The sequence below is a fragment of the Cupriavidus phytohabitans genome (assembly GCF_017815025.1).
Lineage (GTDB): Bacteria > Pseudomonadota > Gammaproteobacteria > Burkholderiales > Burkholderiaceae > Cupriavidus.
Map to the genome: position 1 here is coordinate 11,602 of NZ_JAGIQB010000037.1, position 12,875 is coordinate 24,476.

Annotated in this window: 9 protein-coding genes; 6 read left to right on the forward strand and 3 right to left on the reverse strand. The window is 69.3% G+C overall.

Annotated features, from left to right (window positions below):
- Positions 1 to 36 precede the first annotated feature (36 nt).
- Positions 37 to 1,065 carry a LysR family transcriptional regulator gene (locus J8I34_RS23205; protein ID WP_035876688.1) on the forward strand — a complete coding sequence of 343 codons (1,029 nt, stop codon included), beginning with the start codon at positions 37 to 39 and terminating at the stop codon, positions 1,063 to 1,065.
- Here J8I34_RS23205 and J8I34_RS23210 read toward each other — a convergent pair.
- Both J8I34_RS23210 and J8I34_RS23215 read right to left on the reverse strand, forming a co-directional pair.
- Positions 1,062 to 3,056 carry a sigma-54-dependent Fis family transcriptional regulator gene (locus J8I34_RS23210; protein WP_209807104.1) on the reverse strand — a complete coding sequence of 665 codons (1,995 nt, stop codon included), beginning with the start codon at positions 3,054 to 3,056 and terminating at the stop codon, positions 1,062 to 1,064. The two genes, J8I34_RS23205 and J8I34_RS23210, sit on opposite strands and share 4 nt — an antisense overlap.
- 224 nt (positions 3,057 to 3,280) lie before the next feature.
- The gene (locus tag J8I34_RS23215; protein ID WP_029045033.1) at positions 3,281 to 4,321 is read right to left on the reverse strand and encodes an LLM class flavin-dependent oxidoreductase; all 1,041 of its coding nucleotides are present in this window, start codon (positions 4,319 to 4,321) and stop codon (positions 3,281 to 3,283) included.
- Positions 4,322 to 4,564: 243 nt separating this feature from the next.
- On the opposite strand from J8I34_RS23215, the gene J8I34_RS23220 reads away from it, so the two are divergent.
- Entirely contained in the window at positions 4,565 to 5,320 is a 756-nt protein-coding gene (locus J8I34_RS23220) for an IclR family transcriptional regulator (RefSeq protein ID WP_209772565.1), read from the forward strand.
- A 36-nt stretch (positions 5,321 to 5,356) separates the two neighbouring features.
- Here J8I34_RS23220 and J8I34_RS23225 read toward each other — a convergent pair whose 3' ends face one another.
- Positions 5,357 to 8,140 (reverse strand): hypothetical protein, encoded by a 2,784-nt coding sequence (locus J8I34_RS23225; RefSeq protein ID WP_209807105.1) that lies wholly within the window; start codon positions 8,138 to 8,140, stop codon positions 5,357 to 5,359.
- Positions 8,141 to 8,320: 180 nt separating this feature from the next.
- On the opposite strand from J8I34_RS23225, the gene J8I34_RS23230 reads away from it, so the two are divergent.
- The 4 genes from J8I34_RS23230 (at position 8,321) to pepE (ending at position 12,747) form a co-directional block, all read left to right on the forward strand.
- Positions 8,321 to 9,034: an IclR family transcriptional regulator gene (locus J8I34_RS23230; protein WP_209772568.1), complete on the forward strand. Its 714-nt coding sequence runs from the start codon at positions 8,321 to 8,323 to the stop codon at positions 9,032 to 9,034.
- 69 nt (positions 9,035 to 9,103) lie between these two features.
- The gene (locus J8I34_RS23235) at positions 9,104 to 10,711 is read left to right on the forward strand and encodes an OPT/YSL family transporter (RefSeq protein WP_029045037.1); all 1,608 of its coding nucleotides are present in this window, start codon (positions 9,104 to 9,106) and stop codon (positions 10,709 to 10,711) included.
- 65 nt (positions 10,712 to 10,776) lie between these two features.
- Positions 10,777 to 11,961, forward strand: a complete 1,185-nt coding sequence (locus tag J8I34_RS23240) for an aminotransferase class V-fold PLP-dependent enzyme (protein WP_209807106.1) — start codon at positions 10,777 to 10,779, stop codon at positions 11,959 to 11,961.
- A gap of 30 nt (positions 11,962 to 11,991) precedes the next feature.
- Positions 11,992 to 12,747 carry a dipeptidase PepE gene (gene pepE, locus J8I34_RS23245; RefSeq protein ID WP_029045039.1) on the forward strand — a complete coding sequence of 252 codons (756 nt, stop codon included), beginning with the start codon at positions 11,992 to 11,994 and terminating at the stop codon, positions 12,745 to 12,747.
- Positions 12,748 to 12,875 lie beyond the last annotated feature (128 nt).

Here is a 12,875-nt window from a genome sequence, read left to right on the forward strand (position 1 = left end):
TGCGTGCTATAAAACCGGCGTCCACCGTACACTGCCATGCCCGAATCCCTGACCCAGCTCAGCAACGCCGCCACGCTGCGCAAGCGCCTGCAGATGCGCCATCTTCGCCTGGCGCTGGCACTCGCCGAACACGGCTCGCTGCGTGGCGCCGCCAGCGAGATGGCCCTGACCCAGCCTGCGGCGACCAAGGCACTGCACGAGCTGGAAGACACCGTCGGAACGCTGCTGTTCACGCGCCACGCCCGCGGCATCACGCCGACCGTGTTCGGCGAGGCCCTGATCCGCTATGCGCGCGTGGCGCTGTCCGATCTCGATGCCTTGCACGACGAGCTTGCCGCCATCGCCGCAGGCGAGATCGGCAAGGTGCGTATCGGCGCGATCCTGGCACCGGTGCCGGACCTGCTGGCCGGCGCCATCAACGGGCTCAAGGCACGCCACCCGCAGCTGCACATCGCACTCCAGGTGGATACCAGCGACGTGCTGGTGCAGGCCCTGCGGCAGGATGCACTGGACGTGGTGGTCGGCCGTATCCCGGCGGGCTCGCTTGCCGAGGACCTGGCGTTCGAGCCCCTGTGCGAGGAGATCCTGTCGATCGTGGCGCGCCCCGCGCATCCGCAGGCAGGCAAGCGCAGCGTACGGCTGGCGGGCCTGTCGGGCTATCCATGGATCATCCAGCCCGCCGCCAGCCCGATGCGCCAGATCATTGACCAGACCTTTCGCGATGCGCGCGTGCCCTTGCCGGAGGATGTCATCGAAACCTCTTCCATCATGGCGACGCTGCCGCTGCTGGCGGGCAGCGACCGCATCGCCGTGGTACCCAGCGCGATCGCCGGCTATTTCGCCGCGATGGGCGCGCTGGCAATCCTGCCGGTGGCAATGCGCGGCCGGCTGGTGCCCTACGGCATCGTGTCGCGCAAGCGCCGTACCGCCACGCCCGGCGTGCGCTTGCTGATCGATGCCCTGCGCGCGGCATGCGCGGCGGGCGTCTCGCCGCCGGCTGCCACCGCAGTCACCCCAGTCACCCCAGTCACCGCGACCCCCAGGACCGGGCGTCGGCGCGGCTAGCTGCCCGCGTCGCCGTCGCGCCGGTTCGGCGACTGGATGCCATAACGCTCCATGCGCCGGTACAGCGTCATGCGGCTGATGCCGATCTGGCGCGCGACCGCGCTCAGGTTCCAGCCGGAAGCGCGCAGGTACTGCATCAGCAGCATGCCTTCGGGTGGCAGCTGGTGCGGGTCGCATGCAGCGGCGTCGCTGTCGCCGGCAACCGGCGCAGCTTGCGGCGGTGCCGCGGGGATGGCTGTCGTCCCGAGGCCGTCAGGCAGGTCGTGCTCATCGACATAGCCGCCGGTGCAGACGGCGCGCGCGTATTCCAGCACGTTGCGCAGCTCGCGCAGGTTGCCCGGCCAGCGATGGCGATGCAGCCGCTCGCGGGCCGCCGGCGACAGCGTCACGGGCGCGGCCGCGCCTTCCTGCAGCAGCTTGGCCATCAGCCAGTCAAGGTCGTTGCGCGCGCGCAGTGGCGGCAGCTCGAAACGGGCGCCGTTCAAACGGTAGAAAAGGTCTTCGCGGAAGCGTCCTTCGGCGACCAGTTGCTCCAGGCCGTGGTGCGTCGCGGAAATGACGCGCAGCCGCACCGGCACGGGCCGCGCGGCGCCGACCGGCAGCACCTCGCCCTCGGCCAGCACGCGCAGCAGCCGCGACTGCAGCTCGCGCGGCATGTCGCCGATCTCGTCCAGGAACAGCGTGCCGCCGTCGGCTTCCTGGATCAGCCCGCGCTTGCCGCGCGGGCCGGCGCCGGAGAAGCTGTTGGGCAGGTGGCCGAATAACTCGCTCTCGATCAGCGTTTCGGGGATCGCCGCGCAGTTCACCGCGATGAACGGGCCGCCGCGGCGCGCGCTGGCCTGGTGCAGGGCCTTGGCGAAGAACTCCTTGCCGCTGCCGGTCTCGCCATGGATCAGGAGATTGATCGGTGAATCGACCAGGCGCGCGGCGCGCTGCAATTGCTGCTGCAGCGCGGCGTCGCCGCCGGTCAGCGCGGCCAGCGCAGGGGGCATGGCCACCGGCGCTTCCTTCGCCGGTGCCTGCCAGCGCAGCGCGGGCGGCATCACGCTCAGGTACAGCAGCCCGCCGCTGCGGTTCAGCGCCACCAGCCGCTGCTCGCTGGGCCGCGAGTAGACATAGTTGCCAAGGTCTTCCAGCCGGGCGCCGAACAGTGCCTCGAAGCGCTGGCCGAGCACGGTGGCGCCGGCCGCGCCACCCAGTTCGCCCTCCAGCATCAGCCTGGCGCGGTGGTTGTGGCCGACGATGCGGCCGGCCTCATCCAGCGCCAGCAGGTACTCGGGGTTGACGTCGACGAACTCGGGCGCCACGTTCAGCTTCAGGATCCAGTCGCGCCGGTGCGCGCGCAGGAAGTTGGCGTTCTCGATATGGGCGGCATAGATGCGCACCAGCTGCAACGCCAGTCCCTGGCTGTCCTTGGCGTGCGGCGAGGTCAGCGCGGAGATGTCGAGGATGGCGTGCAGGTTGCCGTGCGTGTCGAACAGCGGCGCGGCGGTGCAGGTCAGCGGGATATGGGTCGCATCGAAATGGTCGGCCTGGTGCACCGTCAACGCCTGGCCAGTGACCAGCGCCGTTCCCACCGCGCAGGTGCCAGCGCCACTCTCGCTCCATTCCGCGCCAAGGTAGAGGCCGGCGTGCCGCAACGCGGCGTCGGTGCGCGCATCGCCGATGTAATCAACCGTCACGCCCTGCGCATCGGTCAGCAGCACCACGTACCCCAGCGCCGCCACCTGGCCGTACAGGCTTTGCAGCCCGTGGCGCGCGATGCGCGCGAAATCGTCGATGCGTTCCTGGTGTTCGCGCAGCCGCGGCTGCGGCAGGATGCGCGCTTCCTGCATGCGCGAGGGATCGAGCCCGTACTGGTGCACGCAGCGCCGCCATGAGTTCTGGATGATGGCGTCGTGCGCGATCCGGTCCGCCAGCACGGCGGGCGGGGCTAGGTATGTGGTGGCCTGGACCACCGTCTCGATGTGCTCGCGTTGCCGCAGGTCCATCGCTGTCTCCTGGTCGTCGCTGCCGTCGGCCCCGGGAGCCTGCTGAGGGGGCGGTGGATCGGGCGGACTGTGCGGGTGCGTGCCTGGGCGGCCGCGCCTCTGTCTGGTGTCGGCCTTCTAATGTATCCGAGCGCATCGGCGCGATGCAATCCAGAATGCAGGCAGGAATCTCGAGACAGCGGCGAGCGCACGCCGCAAGTGCGGCGTGCGTCATACCGGATGGTTCAGAGCGCGGCGTTGGCCTTGAGGCTGCGCGCCACGCCGGCGGCGATCTCGAAGGAGCGCAGCCGCGCCTGGTGGTCGTAGATCTGGCCGGTCAGCATCAGCTCGTCCGGCTGCAGGTCGTCGACAAAGCGCTGCATGCCCGCGCGCACCGTCTCCGGATCGCCCACCACCGAACACGCCAGCGAGCGGCGGATATGGTCGGCCTCGCTCTCTGTCCACAGCGACTCGATGTCGTCCACCGGCGGGCGCAACTGCCCCGGCGTGCCGCGCACCAGTGCCAGGAACTGCTGCTGCAGCGAACTGAACAGGCGGCGCGCCTCGTCTGCGCTGTCTGCGGCAAAGACATTGAAGCCGAGCATCACGTACGGGCGATCCAGCGTTTCCGAGGGCCGGAAGGTGCGGCGGTAAAGGTCGAGCGCCTGGCGCATGAAGCCCGGCGCAAAGTGCGAGGCAAACGCGAACGGCAGGCCCATCGCCGCGGCCAGCTGCGCGCTGAACAGGCTCGAGCCCAGCAGCCAGATCGGCACCTTCAGGCCTGCACCGGGGACGGCGCGCAGGCGCTGGCCGGGGCGCACGTCATCGAAGTACGCCTGCAGCTCTTCCACGTCCTGCGGGAAGGTATCGGCGCTGTCGCTGGCCAGATGGCGGCGCAATGCGCGCGCGGTAGCCTGGTCGGTGCCTGGCGCGCGGCCCAGCCCCAGGTCGATGCGGCCCGGGTACAGCGAGGCCAGCGTGCCGAACTGCTCGGCAATCACCAGCGGCGAATGGTTGGGCAGCATCACGCCGCCGGAGCCCACGCGGATGGTCTGCGTGCCGTTGGCGACATAGCCGATCAGCACCGCGGTGGCGGCGCTGGCGATGCCGGGCATGTTGTGGTGCTCGGCCAGCCAGTAGCGGTGGTAGCCCAGCCGTTCGGCATGGCGCGCCAGGTCGAGCGAGTTGCGCATGGCCTGGCCGGCGTCGCTGCCCTGCGGGATAGGCGCCAGGTCGAGCACCGAATAAGCGATGCCGTTGCCGGCGGGGAGAGAGTCGCGGTTCATGTCGTGGTCTGGCGGGCGGCGTACGCCACACGTGCGCCGCCCGCTGCAATGCGGATGGTTCGCTATGTTAGTGAGCCCGCGCGGATCGTGCTGGCAACGGATTTGCGGCCCTGCAGGCGGCGTGGGTATCCGCAAACGCCGGCAAATGTCGGCCAACTTCGGCAAATGCGCGGCACCCGGGCGCAAGGATTGAGCCGCGCGCCGCTTGCCCTTACCATTCAGCCCGATGCGAAGGAACGATCGATGACTCTCAAGACACTGGACGGCGCGCTGGCCCTGCTGACCCACTTTACCGTGCGCCAGCCCACCTGGGGCGTGCGCGAGCTGGCCAAGCACAGCGGCGTGCATTACGCCGTGGTGCACCGCGTGCTGGCGACCTTTGCCGCCAACGGCTTCCTGGTGCAGGACGCGGCCACCGGCAAGTATTCGCTGGGGCTGCGGCTGTTCGAGCTGGGGCAGGTGGTGCGCAAGAGCTTCTCGCCGGACGAGATCGTGCGCCCGGTTCTGGAAAAGCTGGCCGCGCAAAGCGGCGAGACCGTGTTCCTGTCGTGGCTCGACGGCCATGAAGGCCTGTGCGTGGGGCTGGTGCAGAGCCAGCACCAGCTGCGTTTCTCGATCGAGCTGGGCGAGCGCTTTGCGCTGTACGCGGGCGCGCATGCCAAGGCGATGCTCGCCTTCCAGGACGATGCCTTCCGCGACGAAGTCTACCGCCAGGGCATGGCGCGCATGGGGCCGCACACCGCGCTGGACCGCGAGCGCATCGAGCAGCAGCTTGCCGAGGTGCGCGAACGCGGCTGGGCCCATACGCGCGAGGAAGCCGCGGCCAGCGTGGCCGGGCTGGCGCTGCCGCTGTGGTCGCGCGACCGCAGCGCGGTGGTGGGCTCGGTGGCCATTGCCGGGCCGCAGCAGCGCCTGGATGAGGCCGCCGTGCCGCGGCTGCTGGAGGCCTTGCGCGACGCCAGCGGCCGGTTGGAGGACGTGATCGGCTTTGTTCGCTAACCTTCGTGTGCTAACGGCGACGTTCAGGCCACCCGATCACGCCAGCAGCGCCCTGCCCACCTCGCCGCCCAGCACGCGCTGGCCGATCGCATGGCCCAGCGCCCGATAGCTTTCCCATTGCGCTTCATCGAAGAACTGGTCGCCGGTGCCTTCCTGCGGGAAGGCCGGGTGCGTGGCGCCATAGTGCCGCACGTCGGCCGGCGCCCATGACACCAGCCGCGGCTTGAGCAGCACGATGCGGCAGACCCGCGCGCGCGGCGCCGCGCAGGCCGGGTCGGTGCGGTACACGTTGAGCAGCACCGCGCATTTGTCGGCGGCAGGGCCGCCGGCCGCCACGCCCGGCAGGAAATCGTCCGGCACACCGAAGACCTGGCTCAGCACCGGGTGCGTGGTGGCGGCCTCCGTATCCACGACGATCTCCAGGCCGTGGTCGATGCGCGCGAGGCGGATCAGGTTGGCGAGGTCGCCAAAGCGATAGTCCCGGTCGCCGCCACAGTCACACAGCACGATCAACGCGACGTCCCGGCCCGGACGCAGCAGTTCGTAGACGCCGGTATTGTCGAAATGCCCGCCGTCCGACAGGTACTGCCAGCCGCGCCGCGTGCCATGGAAGCGGGCGCTCAGCTCGCACCCCAGATAGTATTGCGTGCGGAACATGCCGGCGGCCAGCCATGGATGCGTGGCGCGTTCGGGATGGCGCCACTGCTCGCCCTCGCGCCCGCCCTGGCGCGCGTACCTGGCCGGATACGACGGCCACCACGTGCCCAGCCGCAGGTTGGCCAGGCCCAGCAGCAGCGAGGTCCCGAGCGTGGTGGCACGGCCCAGCCCTGTCGACACCACCGCGCCAGAGATTGCGATCCAGTCCCCCACCGTGAGCGATTGCGCCAGCTTGCCCGATGAAGGCCATGACGCGTCCGGGCAGCACCGCCAGCCGTCGATGGTGAAGCGCACATAGGCATCCGGCGCAATGGTGGTCGCGGCGCCCGGCTGGGCCACACCGGCGCCGGGTGCCAGGCACAGCGGCTTGCCCTTGCGGTCACGCTGGACCAGTTGCTCGGCCGGATCGACGGTCAGGTTCAACGTCACGTTGATCAGGTGCAGCGGCGCCAGCACGCGCGGATCGTAGTAGGCGTTCAGGCTGAGCTGGTCGCCGGGCACCGGCTCTGCCACGCTGAAGCGCGCGCGCCGGCGGCGGTCCGCGACCGGATCGGGATCGGGCGCGGCAAAGCGCTCGCCGTTGGACGCGCCAAGATAGGCGCGCGTGAGGCGCGCCGCATAGAAGGGCTGCAGCGTCGAGAGGTTCAGGAAGCCGGTAAAGCGGCCGGCGACCAGCGCCAGCACCAGCGCCACTACTGTCAGCGTGGCCAGCGCCGGACCGGTGTAGGCCGTGCCATACACCAGCCAGTCGACCGGCTCGCGGCCATCCCAGCGCACCCACAGCACCAGCCACGACCACAACACGAACAGCAGCAGCGCCAGCACCGCCGCGGCCGCGCCGGCCAGCAGCGAGACCGGCAAGCGTGTCCACAGTGCGCGCCAGGCAGTCTCGGCACTGCCCTTGCGGCCTTCGTCGAACCAGCGCGCGCCATAGCGCACCAGCCAAACCAGCACGCCCAGCACGCTCGCGGGCAGCGCCGCGCCCCACGGATGGCCGGCGGCATGGGCATACAGATAGGTGGTTCGTGCGGCGGTATCGGCCAGGCCCAATGCCGCCAGCCACAGCGTCAGCGTGACCGCCGTGCGCAGCGCGCGCGTGGCCCGCACGCGATAGCCGGACACGGTGCGCGGCTCGCCCTGCAGCATCACCAGGCAACTCAGCACACCCAGCCACGTCAGCACGCCCATCGCGGCAAAGAGCTGCGCCGAGACCAGCTCCGCGCCAAGCCATTCCGACCAGCGCGCGGCGGCAAGCAACAGCAGCCCCAACAGCAGGGCCACCATCGGCGCGGGGCTGAAAAAACGCCCCGGTGCCTGCGAATCGCTGGCGCGCGGATAGACCAGCCAGTAGGCCAGGCCGGGCGGCACCGCGCCGATCACGGCGGTGGCGAGCGGCAGCCACAGCCAGGGGCTCCACCAGATCGCGCATTCGCCCTGGTTGAAGGCCTGCCGCGCATCGTGCAGCAAGTCCATCTCATAGCGTCCGAACCCGTACCACGCTCCCGCCGCGCCGTGCAGCAACAGCGCTAGCAGGGACAGCAATACCAGCAGCGCGCTGCCGATCACATAATGCACGGCCAGCCAGTTGCGCACCACCAGCGCGGCGGCATAAAGGCTGTCGCCCGCGCCGGTAGGCGACAGGTAGCGGCCGTTCTCGCGCAGCCACGCGACCGCGCCGCGGCCGGGATCGGCGGCATAGGAGACCGAGGTGTGGATGCGCCCGGGCGGCTCGCATTGCAGCGTGTGGTAGGCGTCGGCCGCGGCCTGGACCGGGCCGGCGCCGCGCCGCAGGCGCCCCGGCACGAACAGGCTGACAAAGAAGGCTCCAAGGTAACCGCCGCCGCTGACGGTGGACAGGTAGTCGAACTGGGCTAGCAGAGAGGCCAGCCCGGGCACGGCCTGCGCCGAGGCGGCAGTACTTGCTGCGGGCGTCGGAGGAGCCTCGGTGTCCCCGGTGGTGGCCAGGGTGGTGGCTGGCATGGCGGTGCCTGCCATCGCCTGCGTCACGCCCAGGCAGAACGTGGCGCTGCGGATGCCGCCGCCGGATAGCGCCAGCGCCCAGTTGCGCTGGCCCTCATGCGTGCGCGGCGCGATGCCGAGCTGGCCGCGGCGATGCGCGATGCGGGCCGCTTCGTCGCCGAAACCGTGGTCTTCCGCAGCCATGGGCGCCTCCCCAGTAGCAGTCGGTCTGCGCCAAGTATAGGCAACGGCGCATGGTCGATATTCGCCCGGGCGCTGGCTGGGACTGCGTGTTAACCCTGATTGTTGGCTGTTGGAGCGAGGCCTAGCATTTCTCTGTATCAGAGACGTTGTCTCTTATATAGAGACACAAAGCAGTCAGTCATGCTCAAGACCCTCGACGGCGCCCTTGCGCTGCTCACCCATTTCACCGCTCGCCAGCCCAGCTGGGGCGTGCGCGAACTGGCGCGCGAAAGCGGCGTGCACCACGCCGTCGTGCATCGCGCACTGGCCACGTTTGCCGCCAATGGCTTCCTGACGCAGGACAGCGTCGGCCGCTATGGGCTGGGGCTGCGCTGGTTCGAGCTGGGGCAAGTGATGCGCAAGTCGTTTTCGCCGGCAGAGGTGGTCCAGCCCGCGCTGGAGGCGCTGGCGCAGGAAAGCGGCGAAACGGTTTTCCTGTCCTGGCTGGACGGTCACGAAGGCCTGTGCACGGACATTGCCCAGAGCCAGCACCAGCTGCGCTTTTCGATCGAGGTGGGCCAGCGCTTCGCGCTGGACGCCGGCGCGCATGCCAAGGCGATCCTGGCCTTCCAGCCGGAAGCGTTCCGGCGGCAGGTCATCGGCGATGCGCCCGACTTGGCCGCGCAACTGGCCCAGGTCCGCGCCGACGGCTTTGCCTATACCTGCGAGGAATCCGCGGCCACGGTGGCCGGGCTGGCATTGCCGCTGCACCACCGTGACACGCGGGCGGTGGTGGGATCCCTCGCCATCGCCGGCCCGCTGCAGCGGCTGACGCGCGACGCCGTGCCCCGGCTGCTGGAAGCGCTGCGCGCGGCGCGCAAGACGATTGGCCCGGTGGCGGGCTTTATGCGATAGCGGCGCGCCTACGCAACGCGCGCGCACGACACACAAAACCAGACAACACTACGGGGAGCGGTAGAAGACATGACCATGCCAACACAACTGAACGCGCCGGTGGCGGCGCAGCCCGCGACACGGTCGCGCTTTATGGAGCCATTGCTGCTGCTGGTGTCGGTGGCGCTGTCGGTATTCGGCGCCATGATCGGCATGCAGCTGATCGTATCGCTGGGGATCTCGGCCAATACCTCGATCATCGGCGCGCTGATCGCGATCGTGTTCTCGCGCATCCCGCTGGAGATCACGCGGCGCTTCCGCGTGCTGGAGCGGCAGAACCTGGTGCAGACCGCGATCTCGTCCGCCACCTTCGGCGCCGCCAACTCGCTGATGATCCCGATCGGCGTGCCGTATGCGATGGGCATGCCCGAACTGGCCACGCCGATGCTGATCGGCGCGGTGATCGCCATGTTCGTCGACGGCGCAATGTTGTACTTCCTGTTCGGCAGCAAGATCTTCCCCGCCACCGGCACCTGGCCGGCGGGCATCGCCACCGCCGAGGCAATCTGGGCCGGCGACCGCGGCGGCCGCAAGGCGGCGTTCCTGGGCCTGGGCATTGCCGTTGGCGTCGGCGGCGCATGGCTGGGCGTGCCGATGTCGGCGTTCGGCGCGGCGTTCCTGGGCAACCTGGCGGCGCTGACCATGTTCGGCATCGGCCTACTGGTACGCGGCTATTCGGTGGCGGTGACCGGCATCGATATCGCCAAGGCTTACATTCCGCATGGCCTGATGATCGGCGCGGGCATCGTCGCGCTGTTCCAGGTGGCCACGGAAATCCGCCGTGCGCGCAACGCCCCGGCGGCCGATGCGCGCAGCATCGAAGTTCCGGCCTCGCGCGCCAGCCGCATCCTGTCGGGCGGCTTTGTCATCTACCTGGCGATCGCGCTGCTGATCTCGCTGCTGGCCGGGCATGTGTCGGACATGTCGCTCGGCATGCTGGTCGTGTTCGTGCTGTACGCCGCGTTTGCCGCCTATGTGCACGAGCTGATCGTCGGCATCGCGGCGATGCACTCGGGCTGGTTCCCGGCCTTCGCGGTGGCGCTGATCACGCTGACCATCGGCATCCTGATCGGCTTCCCGCCGACGGCGCTGGCGGTGCTGGTGGGCTTCTCGGCAGCCACCGGCCCGGCCTTTGCCGACATGGGCTACGACCTGAAGACCGGCTACCTGCTGCGCGGCGAGGGCCGCGACATGGAAGCCGAGATCGCAGGCCGCAAGCAGCAGTTCCTGGCAGCGATGGTCGGCTTCGGCGTGGCCGCCGTGGTGGTGATCGTGTTCCACGGCACCTTCTTCTCGCAGGGCCTGATCCCGCCGGTGGACCGTGTCTATGCGGCATCGATCAAGGCCGGCTCGTCGGCCGAGATCGCGCGCAACCTGGTGATCTGGGCGATCCCCGGCGCGCTGCTGCAATGGCTCGGTGGCTCCAAGCGCCAGCTCGGCATCCTGCTCTCCACCGGCATGCTGATCGCCTCGCCGCTGGCCGGCTGGGCGGTGCTGGCGGGCCTGCTGATCCGCTTCGTGGTACAGCGCCTGCGCGGCGACAAGCACCTGGCCGAGATGAGCGCCTTTGCCGGCGGCGTGATCGCCGGCGATGCCCTCTTCAGCTTCTTCGGCTCCGTCACCAAGCTGAAGAAGTAAGCCCTGCAGCAAGCCATCCCGGGGCGCATGCGCTGCGTCCCGCCTGTCATTACCCGAGACGTTCCATGGATATCCAAGCAATCCGCGCCGACACTCCGCTGACGGCTTCCACCATCTATCTCGACACGGCCGCGGCCTCGATTCCGCCCGACGCCGTGCTCGACACCGTGCGCAGCTACCTGCTCGATACCGGCCATGTCGGCATCTACCTGCCGGCGTTCCGCAAGGAGACCTATGCACGCGTGGAAGCCGTGCGCGGCAAGCTGGCCGGACTGCTCAACTGCGCGGCCGACGAGATCGCCTTCACCAAGAACGCCACCGAAAGCATTGCCATCGCCGCGCGCGGCATCGCCTGGCAAGCGGGCGATGAAGTGCTGGTGGCCGACACCGAGATGCTGAGCAACCTGCTGCCGTGGCGCCGGCTGGAGCAGTCGCATGGCATCGTGGTGAAGATGGTCGCGGCCAATGCCGAAGGGCTGCTGAGCGCAGAGGCATTCGAGACCGCAATCACCCCGCGCACGCGCCTGCTGACGTTCTCGCACCTCCCCAACTCAACTGGCGCCGTGCAGCCCGCCGCGCAGATCTGCGCGGTCGCGCGCAAGCATGGCGTGCTGTCGCTGGTCAATGCCGCGCAGAGCGTGGGCATGCTGCGTTCCGACGTGGCGCAGCTGGACTGCGACTTCCTCGCCGGCTGCGGGCGCAAGGCGCTGCGCGCGACCGAGGGCTCGGGCTTCGTGTACGTGCGCCGCGCGCTGATCGGGCAGGTCGAGCCAATGCTGGTGGGCTGGTGGAACGGCGCGTACGACCGCAACACCGGCGCGCTGTCGCTGGTGGCGGGCGCGAAGCGCTTCGAAGCCGGCTGCCCGATCGTGCCGGCCATCCTCGGCATGGGCACCGCCATCGACTACGCGACCGCCATCGGCATCGATGCCATCGAGGCGCGCGTGCGCGACCTGACCGAGTACGCGGTGGCGAAGCTTGCCGGGATCCCCGGCTTCGAACTGTACGGCCCGGCCGACGTGACGCACCGCATCGGCATCGTGCCGTTCAACGTGCGTGGCGTGGATCCGACGCACATCGTGGCCGCGCTGGAAGCGCAGCAATGCATCATCGAAGCGGGCAATTTCATGGCCGATTCGATCCTGGCGCGCTACGGCGTGTCCACCATGGCGCGCGTGTCGCTGCACTACTTCAACACGCACGAAGAGATCGACCGCGTCGCCGCACTGATCCGCGCCGCCATCGCCTGATCCCAACACCGAACAGACGGAATCCAAGACATGACCCAACGCATCCTCCTGATGAGCAGCTCGCGCAAGGACAACCTCGGCTACCTGGAGCACGCCGGCGAGCAGATCCACACGCTGCTGCAGCGCGAGCCGCGCAAGGTGCTGTTCGTGCCGTTCGCGGGCGTGAGCTTCAGCTTCGATACCTATGAAGGCATGGTCAAGCCGGTGTTCGAGAAGCTCGGCTACGCGCTCGAGTCGATCCACCACAGCGCCGATCCGCTGCGCGCGGTGCAGGAAGCCGAGGCCATCGCCGTGGGCGGCGGCAATACCTTCGCGCTGCTCAAGCGCATGTATGACGCCGGCATCGTCGACGGGATCCGCGCGAAGGTGCGCGCGGGCACGCCGTACGTGGGCTGGAGCGCCGGCAGCAATGTGGCCTGCCCGACCATCCGCACCACCAACGACATGCCGATCGTGCAGCCGCCCTCGCTGCGAGCGCTGGGGCTGGTGCCGTTCCAGATCAACCCGCATTTCATCAGCGGCAAGGCCGCGGGGCACAACGGCGAAAGCCGCGAGGAGCGCCTGGCCGAGTTCCTGAACATCAATGCGCCGGAACAGGTGTTCGCGCTGCCGGAGGGCTCGGCGCTGTACTCGGATGGCATCAACGGCACCGTGCTGGGCGAACGCAATGCGCTGTGGTTCCCGGCCGAAGGCAAGGTCGAAACCCTCCGCGAAGGCGAGCCGTTCCCGCTGTCGCAGATCACCGGGCCTGCCGGGATGGAGGACTGGCCGGGTTTTGCGGCTTGAGTGTTTTCTCCCCTCTCCCATTTATGGGAGAGGGGCGGGGGTGAGGGCGGGAGTCTCCACGAAGTGAGACCCTGCGATGCTTGGCAAGCGCCGGCCCTCACCCCCGGCCCCTCTCCCGCAAGCGGAAG